Genomic DNA, 14972 nt, shown 5'->3' on the forward strand with positions numbered 1-14972 from the left:
TGTCACATTCTGGCGAAGTCGAAAGATTGGAATTTGAAATTTTTTATATTGTAAATTTAGGATTCTCTGTATGCAAGAGTTTTATAATACCGATATAAGTGGTCATAAATAATAAGCTCGTACATTCTTTGTTTAGAGGTATATTGTCTATTGACCATCATATGAATATGACTTGAAATAAAATCATTAATTGGAATTTCAATTTTATTTTTAATTTCTAAAGCCTTTTCTGTAATTTGATTTTGTTTTTTTTCAATGATTTCGAAAAAATCAGGAAAGTCATTTTTAGCATCTCCTGCTACAAAATATTCTAATTCTTTGGATAGTTCTCTATACTTTTTATCAAGTTCTTTTTTTAATATTTTATCTGCATTAAATTCTTCCTTAAATGAATGTTGCAAACTGTTCATTAAGTTGTATTTGTCTACATTAGAGAAGGAAAAAGAGTTTAAAAAAGAATCGATTGAGACAAAACTAAATAAAAGTGCCATTTCTTGTTTAAGGAATGTTTTTTTTACAGAAAGATATTCAAGCATCATTTCACTATCCTGCCAAAACAAAAATTCCGAATCCTCTATCGTGATTTCTCCGTATCTTTCCAATTCCCTTTTATAAGTATCCGTCTGTATTTTCCATACCAAATTATCCTGAAGTAATTCATTCATAACGGGATATAGTTCGTTAATCACTTTCGATAAATGCTTTTTATTTTCTACTAAAAATCTAATTCTAAAATGCTCATCGGTGTCTTTGTATCGAATGAAAAACCATTGCTGAATGATGTTTCTTTTTTTTAATTGTAAAATAACAGGCTGTAGTTTTTCAAGTAAAATAAGGTCCGTTGTTTTAACGCCTGTATAAATTTTATAATACAGCCATTCACTTCCTAAACAAAAATCTTTCTGCATTTTATGATCTTTCTTTATAATATGATAGTATTATCTGATTGCAAAAAACAGCACCTTCAATATTTTGAACCACTGATTTTTCTGTAAATAAGAATTCCTCCAAAATAGATTTTTCCTGATTTTTTCCTGATTTTAAAAACAATTCAATAGAAATTTTACTTTCAAAATCATACAAAAGCGTATTGTTTGAATTACTTAAAGTGACATAGCGTGGAATATTCCGCTTTCTTCGCCATTCTGAAAATAATAGCATTAAATTCTCTTTATCTATTTTACAGAAATCAATGATTTCGTCTTTTTTAATTATCCATTTTGCTTTTGAAAGTATGACTTCATTATAAATTACCCTTGGAAAAAAATCATATTGAGATGCTAAAATGCCCCAGTTAAAAGTAGAAATTGGTTTTATATTTTGTCGTTCCAGATCGCATAAAAAATGATAAATGGGTAAAGAATTACTTAAAAAATTATGCGCATTTGATAAACAGGGAAGGATTTCTTTATTCTGTTTTTTTGAGCGCAGAACGACTCTACCAGACTTAATAGAAATCCATAAATCGTTTAAATCGAGATTGTTTTCTCTTGAAACACCGGGAGCACATAAATAACTAATTTCGTGCTTTCGTAAAACTGGTCTTCTAATAATATTTCCTATTCTTGATTCTGGAACATGTACAATTTCGGCTAAAATTTTATCACCGTGATATTCATTTTCTTTTTGAATAATTTCCTTTGTAAACTTGTGAATTTGTTTGTTTCCATTGCAAAATCTGCTCAATAATTTTGAAGCGCTTGTATTGCCTGTTGATGTCAGAGCAATATTATTTTCATCAAAAAGCTCTACAATTACTGAAAAAGTTACCGGAGTATTTTTAAAATTGGCATCAAAATCCGGAAAATCATTTTCTGATAATACAATAATTCCGTTGTTATTCAGAATACTATTTTGAAGTTTCTCCTGCAGAATAAAATCAGTATTTGTCCATACCTGATTTTTTTCAGATGTGTTTTTGGCTTTAAAAGAATAATTTTCGAGAATTTCATGGATATCATTCATTTCATGATTTTCATGATAACCAATGCCAATTTCTGTATCTAATACAAAGCTTAAAGGCTTTTCTGCAGATTCATATCTTTCAATAAAAGACTTTTTAAAATTTTCGAGATTTACTAATTCCTTAGAGGTCTGAATACCGTTTAAAAACCGAATTGCTTTCAGTACTTTTTGAGAAACAGCCGCGTTTAATTTATTATTGAGAGCTGAAACATTTAAATCGGTCTGAAAAAGATATTTTTCTTCATACGGAGTTCCGATTTTATTGATCGTTTTGCTGATTTTCGCATAAGTTTCCTGACCCGGAACCAGACATTTATCCAGATGGGAAAGGTTTTCTTGCAGGTCTTTAAAAAAGCCGATTTCATTATTTAAGTGTGGAATTTTGTCCAGAATGGGCAAAGTTCTTTTCCATTCATTGTCTCCGGTTATCACGGCATCCAGTTCGCTGACTAAAAATTGAAAAACTATTAATTGAGAAATAAACTCAAATGCTTCTTCCTTTTCAGATTCATCAGCTGCTAAAAATGCTGTCATTTCGTCGATAGTAATCCCAGATTTTGCTTTAGACAGAATTTCCTTTAGTAAATCAGATTTGCGTATTGCTGAAATAATGTGTTCCCTTTTCGTTTCGGAATATTTATATTCAACAAAACGATAAAATTCACCAACTTCATAAACAGAAGAGTTTGGAAAAAATTTAAGATAAACGGCAATATCTTTTCTTTTTGCAGTATCCTGCAGCAGAGATACCCAATAGTGCATATCAAATTGCGTAAAACGGCTGTGATTATTTTCAGCATCTAAAATGATATTCGTTTTGGTATCTAAATTTCCAACAGAACATCCTGCAAATAAACCAAATGGCGTACATCGTGACGAAATTCTCGCTATGTACTTTAGAAAAGTAAGTTCGAATGCCTTTTTTTTATCATTAGATAGCGTAGAAGTTCCTGATACCCATTTATCTAATCCGCTTACTAATTCTGGTGAAGCTAAATTTATTGCTTCTTTAATTATTGGTGTATTGTATAAGCTGAGTGCTTTCTCTAATGAATAATTTTCTAATAATTCAAGGTAATTTGATAGAGGAAACAAAGGCGTTCGAAGTACAAATTCCGAAAAGCATCTGATTTCAAAATGAGGTTTCATCTTTTCTGCCTGCTTACTTTCTCTGCAAGTTTCATCGCATTATATGCATTTAAAACTTTACCGGATTTAGATAATTCTGTAAATAAAGTTTGCTTGTCTTTTGTCCCCGGAACAATAACTTCGAGGTTATATGTTGTTCCTGAATCTATTATAATTTGTTTTACCTGCTGTGCTGTAAGTTTAGGGTAATAAGACCATATAAGAGCAGCTACCCCTGAAACTACCGGAGCAGACAATGAAGTTCCAGAATCTGATTTATATTCATTACCCATCACTGTTGTATAAATTTGTTCACCGGGAGCAAATAAATCTACATTTTGCTTTCCGTAGTTTGAAAAATTCGATGCAAATGTTTTGTCTAATCGTGCCGAGACTGACCCAACATTAATGAAATTACTGCTCACTTCAGGTTGACCATCAAAAGTATTATCACTTGGATAATAAGGATTTTCGTCAACATTAAAATGTTCGTTTCCGGATCCGTGTACTAATAAAACATTATGTTTTTCAGCATATTCAAAGGCATCTGAAACCCATTGCTGATGTACTGAAAATTCTTTTCCAAAAGACATGTTAATGACTTTAGCACCATTGTCTACAGCATAATAAATTGCCATTGCAATATCTTTGTCATTTTCATCTCCGGAATAAGAGATATTAAGAGACATAATTTTTACATTTTCTGCTACACCGTTTATTCCTATAGTATTCTGGCGATTTGCCGCTATTATTCCGGCAACTTTTGTAGCATGTCCCTGAAGATTTTTAATTCCTTTTTTAGAGATGCTTACATTTCCGGATCCGTATCCTTTTTCTAAAACATCCGGATTGTCACCAATTACAAGTCTGTCGTTAAAGTCTTTATTGAGATTTTTATTTACTATCGAATCTAACTCAGCCTCACTTTTTTTAAGAGCTTCGAGAGTGCTTTCGTTATCTTCCATATTAATCATCATATAAAATATTAAAGCTCCCAGATCACGATCATCGCTTTCTCGCCTTTGTCTGTATGTTTTATCATTTATTTTATGCTTTTTATAAAGACTGTCTAATTGCTTATAAGTATAGTCTTCTTTTGGAAAAAAATGTTTTAAGGTATCTTTTACCAATGGAAAAATTCTAACACTATGATTTAAACCCTTAAACCATCTATTGTAGTAAATGTTTTCCTTTTCATTCACCTTTATGGCTCTTTGGTATTCTTTGTAATTAGCTAAATTTTCAGGTTTTATCTGGTCTTCTGTCTTTCCTTTAAATTCCGGATTCCAGTGTCTTATAAATCTAACAGATTCAAAGTTCCCCCATGTAATATAATCTCCTTTTTTGTTTGATGTGAAATTCCAGCCATTTATATCATCTATATAACCATTATGGTCATCGTCAATATTATTATTGGCGATTTCTTTTTGGTTTGTCCAAAATTGACCTTTTAAATCTTCATGATTAATGTCTAATTGTGTGTCTATAACAGCAACTATAACCTCCTGTTTTGCCTTCTTTTTGTTTTCGCTATACCATTTGTCTAACGAAATTCCCGGTATACTGTCTGTTAGGTAATCTTTTTGATACCAGGTTTGCAATTGCTGAGGCGTTAGTTCCTTTTTAATAATAAATGGTATAGAAGATGTGACAGGATCTTTTGCAGACTTACAACCTGATAATAGTACTATAATAATGAAAATAAATGGATGAAATTTCATAAAGCAAAATTTAAAGTAGATAGCCATTTTTATTGTTCCCTCCGGTTACCAGGTCTGTGATAGTTTTATCATCTCCGGGTGCATATCCGCCAACAATAGCTCTTAGGTTTTTTAATTTTGCAACTTCTAATTTTTCTAAATCAAATTTTTTGATTTCTTTTTTGTTTGTTTTCATGATTTGTTGATTAGGTTTATGTTTTGCAAATGTATAAGTGTAATCGTAAAATGGGTGTTTATTATTGCTTTTGTTTGTCGGAATTCAGGAATTTCGATGTGCTATATTTTTTAATATATTGATTGTTAATATTTTGTATTTAGTAGATCTTCCAGTTGCTTTAAAAAATAGGTTGGTTTTATACCTGTTTTTTTATGAAAAGCAGCCGAAAATGACTCCGAATTATTAAATCCAAATTCAATTGCCAGTGCCTGAATGGTATATTTTCGAAGTTTATGATCTTCTTTTAAAGATGTTAAAGCATACTCAATTCTTAAATCATTAATGTACTGTATAAATGTTTTTTCTTTATAGATATTTACAATTTTAGATACATATTTGTTGTTGGTTTCAAATGACTCAGATATGGTCTGAATGGTTATATTCGATTCTAAAAAACCTTTCGAGCTTTCAAAATCGGTCAGTTTTTTTAATATTTGATTTACAATCTCTTCATTTATTCCAATAGTTTCTGTTTTCGGTTTATTTTCATCAACAACATTAAGATTTTCGGGGGTATTATTTATTTTAATTTTTTCGTGAGAATGCTCCATTATTTTTTCAAAACGGGCACGATAACTTTTTTTAAGTTTATATTGATAGATACTAAAACTAGACATTAATAATACAATAAAAATCAGAAATCCGATGCTCCAGTATGATTTTGTATTGTCGTTTTTAAGTGATTTAATCAAGCTTTCTTTTTCCTGCATTAAATTAGGCGTATCATATTCGCTATATAATTTTTTTGTCAGTTCCTTATAATTATTTTGTAGCGTACTGTCGATATACATATACTTTGTTAAGTATTTTAGCTGATTTACTTTATCATTATTATTTTTAAAATAAGAAACTAGATAAGGATAACCACTCATGAATTCAGGAGTAATTCTTTTTGTAACATTATAAACCGAATCTACTTTGATAAAATTTTTAACGGCTTCTTTTTTGTTATTCAAGCCATCATACGCTTTAGCAGTATAATAATAAGCGGCCAGTGTATTTCCTTTATCTTTATAAGATATAACCTTGGGAAGCGCAGTATTAATGCTGTCTAAAGCTTCTCTAAATTTTCTTTTAAAGATTAAATTGGCACCTTCGTTTAAAGTAAAAAGGGCAGTCGTTAACTGATTATTTGTTGCTTTTGACTCTATATATCCTTTTTTATTATAATAAGTTGCTGAATCAGAAATGCGTAAAGACTTGTATGCATCTGCGAGGCCAAAAAGAACCAATTGGTACGGATAAGAATAAATCGCTGATCTGACTTTTTTATTATTATAATATTTGTAACATTCTTTGTACATCACGAGTGCTTCTTCAACTTCACCTAATTCTTCTGATTTTAAGGTTGCTATGGTAAACTTGGTTTCAAAATATAAATCGGGATTGTTTTTTTTAGCGATATTTTCTGCTATCAAAAAATTATCTATGGCTTCTTTGTACCTAAATTGCTTTTTATAAATATGTCCTTTCCCTGAATAGGCATAAGCTGGAAATTTTGGGTCTGATAAATCTTTTGTATAAAAAACAGCACTATCTAAGTAAACCATAGCTTTAGCATTTTCAGATAATAACGAAAGCAAAAAATATCCTCTTGCTCTTTCAACAGGCTTGTTCTCGTTTTTGGCTTTAATTAAATAAGCATTAGCGTATTCTAATTGCCTTTTTGTATTTCCTTCGTTATCCCAAAATGTTTTTTTAAGATCCTCATAAGACAATTTAGTAAAGTCTTTTTGTGGGCTCTGTGCTGATAGGATGACAGTAAATAGTAATAAAAAAAGGATTTTACAATATTTGCAATAAATCATAACTACTGGTTTCTTACAAAAATATAGTACTTCAAAGAATTTTACTTATAAATCCTGTGTTTTTTAATAATATGTAATTATTTGATTTAAAACGTTTTATTGTTTTATTTTTAAGAAATTCCCGAATTACGTGCCGAGATTCCTGAATTTCGATAGGCAACATTTGCGAGGAGTATGATGTTTGTCTAGTTTTGACATCAGGAAAGTAAGACATTTTTTAAAGTAAGACGTTATTGCAAGAAATGGTTTGTTTTCTTAAACGTAATTGGCCAATTACAAGGAATCGATTCAGCTTTTAAGAATCTGCGTAAAACCTATTAGTCATGTGGTAAAAAATTGCCACAAAATGTTTAACTATTAAAATATATATCATGAACTTAGAAAGTTTAAATTTAGTAGAGCTTAATGCTCAGGAAGTACAAGAAGTAGAGGGTGGTATTTTACCCCTAATTTTAGCTGCTATTGAAATTGGAGGTGCTTTTTATGCCGCTGGTTATGCAGTAGGTTATTTTATGAACCATTAATAAAAAAAAATCATGGAAAATCTTTTAGAACAAAAGGAAACTGAACTTATTGAATTAACATTTAATGAAATAGTTTCAATTGATGGTGGCATAGAAAAATGGATGGTTGTTGGTGCTTTTATGGCTGGATTTGGTCCTGGCTTATTCGCTCTTGGTTACTATAATGCTACTCATTAATATTTAATACCTTTATAAACTTGTATAATTAATAAAAATTACTTTATGGAATCAACAAAATTATTGAAAACAGTAAGAATTATAATATTAGTTTCCGTACTTATCTATTCTTTAGGATACCTTATTGGTTCTATTTGGAAAAAATAATTTTTATCTATTAAAACACTTTCTCCTTCATTTGAAGGAGAATAGTGTTTTAAAATCTTAGTTAAAATGAAATGAAATAAATTTAATTATATGTGATAGTCCTGTATAATTAAATCAGTTATTAATATCTCGTAATCGTATGTTAACAATCACTAACAAATTACTTCAAGCTCATTTCTTTTTAATTAAATTAGATAAATGGAAGCTTATATTATTAGCTGTGCTAATAAATTTTTTAAATACTTTTTTTTGTTCGTTTATATCTAATGTTATTTTTGAGACAAAATTATCTAAGGGATTTAAACCCTTTGGATCATTAACTGAAGAAATAATAATTGCAATTTTGGTAGCTCCATTGTTTGAAACTTTTATTTTCCAATATGGAGTTTTTGAAACATTTAAAAAGAAATATAATTCGTTTACTTGTTGTCTTATTTCGGCTTTTTTGTTTGCTTTATTCCATCTGTATAACGGATTTTATTTTCTTTTTGCTCTTTTTGCAGGACTTTTGTTTGGTTACGTCTATTATATTGGAAGTTTAACCAAAAAAGGAATTCTTATTACTTTTTTGGTACATTTTATATACAATGCTCTCGCCGTAATTTCAAAGCACATTTGATTTATATTGTGTTAGACTTTTCTATTTTATATCTAAAATTTATATAGTATTATCCTTTTTATATAATTTAAAATCAAACGATTTTTAAAAATTTATGAAACAAATGAACTTCAGTTCAGATCCCATCAACACACTCGAAAATCTAACTTCAAAAAACAAAACAAAGAGTTTTTCTATCTATTTGGTTATTGTTTTGGCAGTTATTATTTTCCTGATTTTATTGCCAATTATAAAAGTAGATATAAGCAGCCAAAGCCGTGGAATTGTTCGAAGCACTACTGACAACGTTCCTGTTACTGCTATTGTAAGCGGGCGCATTGTTTGGCTAAATCTAAAAAATAATGGTGTGGTAAAAAAAGGAGACACACTTATAAAAATTGCAAAGCAAAATCTGGAAACCGAAAAAAGTACCCAGAATATAGTATCTAATTCGGTTACAGAACTTTTACAGGATGTGAATTCCATCTTATTCGGTAAAACCACTTATTTAAAAACTTCAACTGCAAGGGAAGATTTCTTAAAATTTCAATCCCGTAAAAACGAATTACAAAGTAAAGTTTCACAGGCGCAAATTAACTACAATCGAAATAAAGGCTTATACGATAAGAGTATTATAGCAAAAGTAGAATATGAAAAATACGAATATGAATTACGTTCGGCTAGTGAAGCCCTGAAAAGCTATGTAAGCGAACAAAAATCGACTTGGGAAAATCAAAAGAGAGACCTTGAAGAACGCATCAAAAACCTAAGCGGCAGCATAGAAAAAATTAAAGTTGAAGAAAATAACTATGTTATTATAGCTCCCATTTCGGGAACAATCGAAAATTTTTCAGGTCTGCAAGTAGGTTCATTTTTAAATGCAGCACAATCTATAGCCACTATTTCAGCAGCAGATCATTTAATTGTAGAAAGTATGGTTTCTCCCAATGATATTGGACTTATTTGTAATAACCAAAAAGTCAAATTTCAGTTTGATGCATTCAACTACAATCAATGGGGATTGCTTGAAGGAAAAGTGATCGATATAGACCGTAACATTTCTGTTCAGGAAAATCAAACCTTTTTTAAAGTGCGCAGTGAATTAAACTCAACCGAAATGAAACTGGAATCAGGATATAAAACGAATGTTTCAAAAGGAATGACACTCACTACACGCTATAGTATAACCAGAAGAAGTCTGTTTGATTTATTATTCGACAAAGTAGACGACTGGCTGAATCCTAAACAATTATCAATCGATAATTAACACTTAAAAATGGCATCAATAAAAATTAAACAACATGATATTAAAGATTGTGGTGCTGCTTGTCTGGCATCTATTGGAAATCATTACCAGGTTAATCTCCCCATAGCAAGAATCCGCCAGTATGCCCATACAGATAAACGCGGGACTAATGTACTTGGCATTGTTGAAGCTGCAGAAAAAATGGGTTTTACCGCAAAAGGGGTAAAGGGTGGGATGGATTCCTTAGATAAAATCCCTTTACCGGCGATTGCACATGTGGTGATAAAACAGCAATTGCATCATTATGTAGTCATCTATAAAGTTGAAAAATCGAAAACGGAAAGTCAGTCTAAAATTACCGTAATGGATCCTGCTTTTGGTAAAATGGAAACCTATACTTTTGAGGAATTTCAGAAAATCTGGTCAGGGGTTTTGATTCTTTTTGCCCCAAATGATGATTTTAGAACATACAATGAGAAAGTTTCCCCAATTACACGTTTCTGGCATTTGATTCAGCCTCATAAAAGTATTTTAATTCAGGCATTGCTGGGAGCGATTGTTTTTACGGTCTTGGGACTGGCAATGTCTATTTATATCCAGAAAATTACGGATTATGTTTTGGTTGAAGGCAATCGAAAACTACTTAATCTATTGAGTATTTCAATGATTGGTGTAATTCTATTGCAAGGATTCATTGGCTCTCAAAAAAGTATTTTTGTAATGAAAACGGGACAATTAATTGATGCAAAATTAATTCTTGGGTACTATAAACATTTGCTGCATCTGCCACAACGCTTTTTTGACACTATGCAGATAGGCGAAATCACATCACGAATAAATGACGCTGTAAAAATCAGATCCTTTATAAATGAAGTTGCAATTGATATGATTGTAAACGTCTTTATTGTAATTTTTTCATTCACCTTAATGTTTACCTATTACTGGAAATTAGCTTTGGTAATTTTGGTTGTAATACCTTTTTATGGTTTGATTTATTTTATTCTGAATAAATTCAATAAAAAAGTAGAACGAAACATCATGGAAAATGCTGCAGAACTTCAAACACAGTTGGTCGAAAGTGTTACCCATGTTCGTACTGTTAAAGAATTTGGCATAGAAGATTTTTCAAACTTAAAAACAGAAAACAAATTTGTAAAACTATTATTCAGTACTTACAAATCAGGTTTAAATGGTATTTTTGCCGGAAGTTCTACACAATTTCTGGCTTCTTTATTTACTGTTATTCTAATGTGGATTGGATCAGGTTATGTAATTGATCGTGCTATTACCCCCGGAGAATTATTTTCGTTTTATGCATTAATTAGTTACTTTACGTCGCCAGTTGCCTCTTTAATAGGCATGAATAAAACTGCTCAAAATGCCCTGATTGCTGCCGACAGGCTTTTCGAAATCATGGATCTGGAGCGTGAAAAAACAGAGAATAAAATTGAAATGCAAAGGGAACATATCGGAGACATTAAATTTGAAAACGTAAGTTTTAGGTATGGCTCGCGAATGGATGTTTTTAAAGACTTTAATGCAACATTTAAAAAAAATGAGACTACTGCCATTGTCGGGGAAAGTGGTAGCGGAAAAACTACGCTGATTTCACTTCTGCAAAATTTATACCCAATAAAAGAAGGAAAAATATATATTGGAAATTATGATACTCAATTTATACATTACAAAAGTCTAAGACAGTTAATTGGTGTTATTCCGCAACAGCTTAATTTGTTTTCCGGAAACATTATCGAAAACATTGCTTTAGGTGATTCTTTTCCAAACATCCAAAGGATATTAGATTTGTCTAAACAATTAGGAATTACTGAATTTGTAGAAAAACTGCCAAATGGTTTCGAAACACAAATTGGTGAAAATGGAACTATGTTATCGGGAGGACAAAAACAAAGAATTGCGATTGCACGTGCTCTATACAAAGATCCTGAAATTTTGTTAATGGATGAAGCAACATCATCATTAGATACGAATTCTGAAAGAATTGTCAAAGAAGTAATTGATGATTTTAAAAAACAAGGAAAGACTATTGTAATAATTGCACATAGATTAAGTACCATTGCAAACGCAGATCAAATCCTGGTTATGGAAAACGGAAAAATTGTAGAATCAGGTAATCATCATGTTTTATTAGAAAGGAAAGAAAAATATTTTGATTTATGGAAGAAGCAAAGTTTAGTTTAAATAAAAATCCCAAATTCCAATTCGTAAAAATTGGAATTTGGGATTTTTTTTATGAGGTATTGTTTGATCAGAATTTAAAACTGATTGTTATTCTTAAAAACTTCCTGATTCACTTCATCAATATAAGATAAAAGCTCTTCTTTTCCGGTTGATTCAGTAGCAGAAGTTACAAAATAATGTGGCATTTCTTCCCAGTTATTGACAAACATCTGTTTTTTGTAAGCTGCAATATGCGAGTCAATTTTGGTCTTGCTGATTTTGTCGGCTTTAGTAAAAATGATACAAAACGGAATCTCGCTTTCGCCCATGTACGACATAAATTCAATATCTATGTTCTGTGCCTCGTGACGAATATCAATCAAAACAAAGGCACAAACCAATTGCTCTCTCGTTTCAAAATAATCAGTAATAAATTGCTGAAAAACCGATTTTGTCTTTTTAGATACCTTAGCATAACCATACCCCGGTAAATCGACTAAAAACCAATTATTGTTAATCTTAAAATGATTAATTAATTGTGTTTTTCCAGGTCTTCCTGAAGTTTTGGCTAAATTTTTATGATTGGTAATCATGTTAATCAAAGATGACTTACCTACGTTTGATCTTCCTATAAAAGCATATTCCGGCAAAAAATCCTGCGGGCATTTTGAAACTTCAGAATTGCTTATTATGAATTCGGCGGTATTAATTTTCATGTTTTTGGTTTTAAAACCTCCTTAAAGTCGAAAGTTGGATGCTAAAAATTCTTTTTAACGAGCCATTCTTCAAGAATTTCATTAAATTCCTGAGGATGTTCCATCATAGCAGCATGTCCGCATTTGTCTATCCAATACAAAGTTGAATTAGGCAATAGTTTATCAAATTCTTCTGCCACGTTTGGTGGTGTTACGGCATCATTTTTACCCCAGATGATACAGGTTTCAACTGTCATTTTTGGTAAATCTTTTGCCATATTATGGCGAATAGCACTTTTGGCAATTGTTAAGGTTTTGATTAGTTTGATACGGTCATTAACCGTAGCATAAACTTCATCAATAAGCTCAGGAGTAGCAATTGCAGGATCATAAAATACAGCTTCAGCTTTCTTTCTGATGTATTCATAATCACCTCTTTTTGGATAACTGTCTCCCATTGCGCTTTCGTAAAGTCCTGAACTTCCGGTTATTACTAGTCCTGCTACTTTTTCGGGATATAATTTGGTATGGTAAAGGGCAATGTGTCCTCCCAGTGAATTTCCTAATAGAATAACTTTATCAAAGCCTTTAAAATTGATGAAATCTTTTACGTATTTAGCAAAACTTTTTACGTTCGTTTTTAAGATACTCTGAGTGTATATTGGCAAATCAGGAATAACAACTTTGAATCCTTTCGTTGGAAAATATTCCGCTACAGCATCAAAGTTACTAAGGCCTCCCATTAAGCCATGTAAGATAACGATAGGAGTTCCTTCACCAGCTTCAAAATAGCTGTATTTACCTTCTTTTTTGTAGTTTTTGTCCATTTAATCTAATGCCAATTTCAATTTGGACAAATATAGGGTTTAATAAATAAAAATAAATTTTTGGTGCCGTTTTTTAACTACATAATTTTTGCATTAATGCTAACTGTTTAAAAATCAGCTTTAAGGATTGATTTTGTAGTAATGTTCAAGTGTTAAAAAATTTGCATTATAATTACTTTTTTAAGAAAAACGGTATGTAATTTTTTCGATTGATTGCAATAATAGTTATTAAGCTAATTAATAGTTAAAATATTGATTGATTATAAATTAGGTATTGTGGTATGAAAGTGGTTAAACTTATTAACAAAGTGGTATATAGTGGTAAAATGTGGTAATATTTTTTATATTTTTGCTGTATAACTATATAATGCTTTTTCTTGAACACAATTGTAGGAACATATGAGTGTAAAGTTGATGCTAAAGGAAGGCTTATGATGCCTGCTCCCTTAAAAAAGCAATTGGCTTCTTCTCTTCAAAACGGATTTGTTTTGAAGCGCTCTGTATTTCAACCGTGTTTAGAGTTATATCCGATGGAAGAATGGGATTTGATGATGCAAAAAATCAACAAATTAAATCGCTTTGTAAAAAAGAACAATGATTTCATCCGAAGGTTTACTGCCGGAGTTAAAGTAGTAGAAATTGATGCATTGGGAAGATTACTGGTTCCGAAGGATTTGGTAGCTTTTTCAAGTATTTCGAAAGACGTAGTTTTTTCATCTGCGGTTAATATTGTAGAGATTTGGGATAAGGATTTGTATGAAAAATCAATAAGCGGCGAAGATATGGATTTTGCAGATCTGGCTGAAGAAGTAATGGGAAATATTAATGACGACGACAATGGAATATCATAATCCGGTTTTGCTTCATCCTACAGTTGATGGTTTAAATATTAAGCCTGATGGTGTATATGTTGATGTTACGTTTGGCGGCGGCGGCCATTCAAAAGAAATTTTGAGACGATTGGGGCCAAACGGAAAATTATTTGCTTTTGATCAGGATGAAGATGCGCTTGCAAATGCGTTGCCGGACGAACGCTTTACCTTAATTAATGAAAACTTCAGATTCATAAAAAGATTTTTGCGTTTTCACGGAGTAAAAAGTGTTGATGGTATTTTGGCTGATTTAGGAGTTTCATCACACCAGTTTGATGTTCCGGAAAGAGGTTTCTCGACACGTTTTGATGCCGAGCTGGATATGAGAATGAGTCAGAAAAATGATTTGAATGCGTATCGGGTAGTTAATGAATATGATGATGCTGATTTGAGAAGAGTATTCTCGGATTATGGAGAATTGAAAAATGCTCCGGTTTTGTCAAGAACAATTATTGAAGCCAGAGAGCTTCAGCCGATAAAAACTACAGATGAGTTAAAAGAAGTTTTGGCGAAACATCTGCCTGAAAGAGTTCGAAATAAAATATTGGCTCAGATTTATCAGGCGATTCGTATTGAGGTAAATCAGGAGATGGATGTTTTAAAAGAGTTTATCGAGCAATCATTGGAAATTTTAAATCCAGGCGGAAGATTTTCAGTGATTTCATATCATTCTTTAGAAGACAGACTGGTAAAAAGGTTTATTAAAAACGGAATGTTTGAAGGGGAGCCTGAACGAGATTTTTTCGGAAATTTTTCGGTTCCGTTTAAGACTATCGGAAAATTGATTGTTCCTGACGATGCCGAAATAAAAATCAACAACAGGGCAAGAAGTGCAAAATTAAGAATTGCTGAAAAGATATAATATATAG

The 14972-nt window shown here is 31.2% G+C and carries 14 protein-coding genes; 7 read left to right on the top strand and 7 right to left on the bottom strand.

Annotated features, from left to right (window positions below):
- Window positions 1-56: 56 nt before the first annotated feature.
- The 5 genes from ACEN92_RS18555 to ACEN92_RS18575 form a co-directional block, all read right to left on the bottom strand.
- Window positions 57-908, bottom strand: coding sequence for a thiopeptide-type bacteriocin biosynthesis protein (locus tag ACEN92_RS18555; protein WP_495639814.1), 852 nt, complete (start codon window positions 906-908; stop codon window positions 57-59).
- A gap of 1 nt (window position 909) precedes the next feature.
- Window positions 910-3114, bottom strand: a complete 2205-nt coding sequence (locus ACEN92_RS18560) for a lantibiotic dehydratase family protein (RefSeq protein ID WP_495639815.1) — start codon at window positions 3112-3114, stop codon at window positions 910-912.
- The gene (locus ACEN92_RS18565) at window positions 3111-4814 is read right to left on the bottom strand and encodes a S8 family peptidase (protein WP_495639816.1); all 1704 of its coding nucleotides are present in this window, start codon (window positions 4812-4814) and stop codon (window positions 3111-3113) included. Before ACEN92_RS18565 ends, ACEN92_RS18560 begins: the two co-directional genes overlap by 4 nt.
- Window positions 4815-4824: 10 nt before the next feature.
- On the bottom strand, window positions 4825-4989 hold the full coding sequence (locus ACEN92_RS18570) for a hypothetical protein (RefSeq protein WP_495639817.1): 165 nt from the start codon (window positions 4987-4989) through the stop codon (window positions 4825-4827).
- A 125-nt stretch (window positions 4990-5114) separates the two neighbouring features.
- Complete coding sequence (locus ACEN92_RS18575) at window positions 5115-6749, bottom strand: helix-turn-helix domain-containing protein (protein ID WP_495639818.1); 1635 nt, start codon at window positions 6747-6749, stop codon at window positions 5115-5117.
- A gap of 461 nt (window positions 6750-7210) precedes the next feature.
- Here ACEN92_RS18575 and ACEN92_RS18580 point away from each other — a divergent pair, with 461 nt between their 5' ends.
- The 5 genes from ACEN92_RS18580 (at window position 7211) to ACEN92_RS18600 (ending at window position 11730) form a co-directional block, all read left to right on the top strand.
- Entirely contained in the window at window positions 7211-7363 is a 153-nt protein-coding gene (locus tag ACEN92_RS18580; protein ID WP_495639819.1) for a class IIb bacteriocin, lactobin A/cerein 7B family, read from the top strand.
- Window positions 7364-7375: 12 nt separating this feature from the next.
- Window positions 7376-7540, top strand: a complete 165-nt coding sequence (locus ACEN92_RS18585; protein ID WP_495639820.1) for a class IIb bacteriocin, lactobin A/cerein 7B family — start codon at window positions 7376-7378, stop codon at window positions 7538-7540.
- 286 nt (window positions 7541-7826) lie between these two features.
- Window positions 7827-8306: a CPBP family intramembrane glutamic endopeptidase gene (locus ACEN92_RS18590; protein ID WP_495639821.1), complete on the top strand. Its 480-nt coding sequence runs from the start codon at window positions 7827-7829 to the stop codon at window positions 8304-8306.
- Window positions 8307-8400: 94 nt separating this feature from the next.
- A complete protein-coding gene (locus tag ACEN92_RS18595; RefSeq protein ID WP_495639822.1) occupies window positions 8401-9552 on the top strand; it encodes an HlyD family secretion protein in 1152 nt (383 codons plus the stop codon).
- A gap of 9 nt (window positions 9553-9561) precedes the next feature.
- Complete coding sequence (locus ACEN92_RS18600) at window positions 9562-11730, top strand: peptidase domain-containing ABC transporter (protein ID WP_495639823.1); 2169 nt, start codon at window positions 9562-9564, stop codon at window positions 11728-11730.
- Between the two features lie 74 nt (window positions 11731-11804).
- Here ACEN92_RS18600 and yihA read toward each other — a convergent pair whose 3' ends face one another.
- Together yihA and ACEN92_RS18610 are read right to left on the bottom strand one after the other, a co-directional pair.
- Complete coding sequence (gene yihA, locus ACEN92_RS18605; RefSeq protein ID WP_495639824.1) at window positions 11805-12425, bottom strand: ribosome biogenesis GTP-binding protein YihA/YsxC; 621 nt, start codon at window positions 12423-12425, stop codon at window positions 11805-11807.
- 41 nt (window positions 12426-12466) lie between these two features.
- Window positions 12467-13231 (bottom strand): alpha/beta fold hydrolase, encoded by a 765-nt coding sequence (locus tag ACEN92_RS18610; protein ID WP_495639825.1) that lies wholly within the window; start codon window positions 13229-13231, stop codon window positions 12467-12469.
- Between the two features lie 377 nt (window positions 13232-13608).
- Here ACEN92_RS18610 and ACEN92_RS18615 point away from each other — a divergent pair, with 377 nt between their 5' ends.
- Together ACEN92_RS18615 and rsmH are read left to right on the top strand one after the other, a co-directional pair.
- Window positions 13609-14082 carry a division/cell wall cluster transcriptional repressor MraZ gene (locus tag ACEN92_RS18615; RefSeq protein ID WP_029273286.1) on the top strand — a complete coding sequence of 158 codons (474 nt, stop codon included), beginning with the start codon at window positions 13609-13611 and terminating at the stop codon, window positions 14080-14082.
- Window positions 14057-14965, top strand: a complete 909-nt coding sequence (rsmH, locus tag ACEN92_RS18620; protein WP_495639826.1) for a 16S rRNA (cytosine(1402)-N(4))-methyltransferase RsmH — start codon at window positions 14057-14059, stop codon at window positions 14963-14965. The genes ACEN92_RS18615 and rsmH overlap by 26 nt, the downstream gene beginning before the upstream one ends.
- The last annotated feature ends 7 nt before the right edge of the window (window positions 14966-14972 follow it).

The sequence above is a fragment of the Flavobacterium sp. Flavsp81 genome (assembly GCF_059491325.1).

Coding starts and splice junctions, on each gene's coding strand:
- ACEN92_RS18555 (WP_495639814.1), bottom strand. CDS start 908: ATGCAGAAAGATTTTTGTTTAGGAAGTGAATGGCTGTATTATAAAATT.
- ACEN92_RS18560 (WP_495639815.1), bottom strand. CDS start 3,114: ATGAAACCTCATTTTGAAATCAGATGCTTTTCGGAATTTGTACTTCGA.
- ACEN92_RS18565 (WP_495639816.1), bottom strand. CDS start 4,814: ATGAAATTTCATCCATTTATTTTCATTATTATAGTACTATTATCAGGT.
- ACEN92_RS18570 (WP_495639817.1), bottom strand. CDS start 4,989: ATGAAAACAAACAAAAAAGAAATCAAAAAATTTGATTTAGAAAAATTA.
- ACEN92_RS18580 (WP_495639819.1), top strand. CDS start 7,211: ATGAACTTAGAAAGTTTAAATTTAGTAGAGCTTAATGCTCAGGAAGTA.
- ACEN92_RS18585 (WP_495639820.1), top strand. CDS start 7,376: ATGGAAAATCTTTTAGAACAAAAGGAAACTGAACTTATTGAATTAACA.
- ACEN92_RS18590 (WP_495639821.1), top strand. CDS start 7,827: ATGTTAACAATCACTAACAAATTACTTCAAGCTCATTTCTTTTTAATT.
- ACEN92_RS18595 (WP_495639822.1), top strand. CDS start 8,401: ATGAAACAAATGAACTTCAGTTCAGATCCCATCAACACACTCGAAAAT.
- ACEN92_RS18600 (WP_495639823.1), top strand. CDS start 9,562: ATGGCATCAATAAAAATTAAACAACATGATATTAAAGATTGTGGTGCT.
- yihA (WP_495639824.1), bottom strand. CDS start 12,425: ATGAAAATTAATACCGCCGAATTCATAATAAGCAATTCTGAAGTTTCA.
- ACEN92_RS18610 (WP_495639825.1), bottom strand. CDS start 13,231: ATGGACAAAAACTACAAAAAAGAAGGTAAATACAGCTATTTTGAAGCT.
- rsmH (WP_495639826.1), top strand. CDS start 14,057: ATGACGACGACAATGGAATATCATAATCCGGTTTTGCTTCATCCTACA.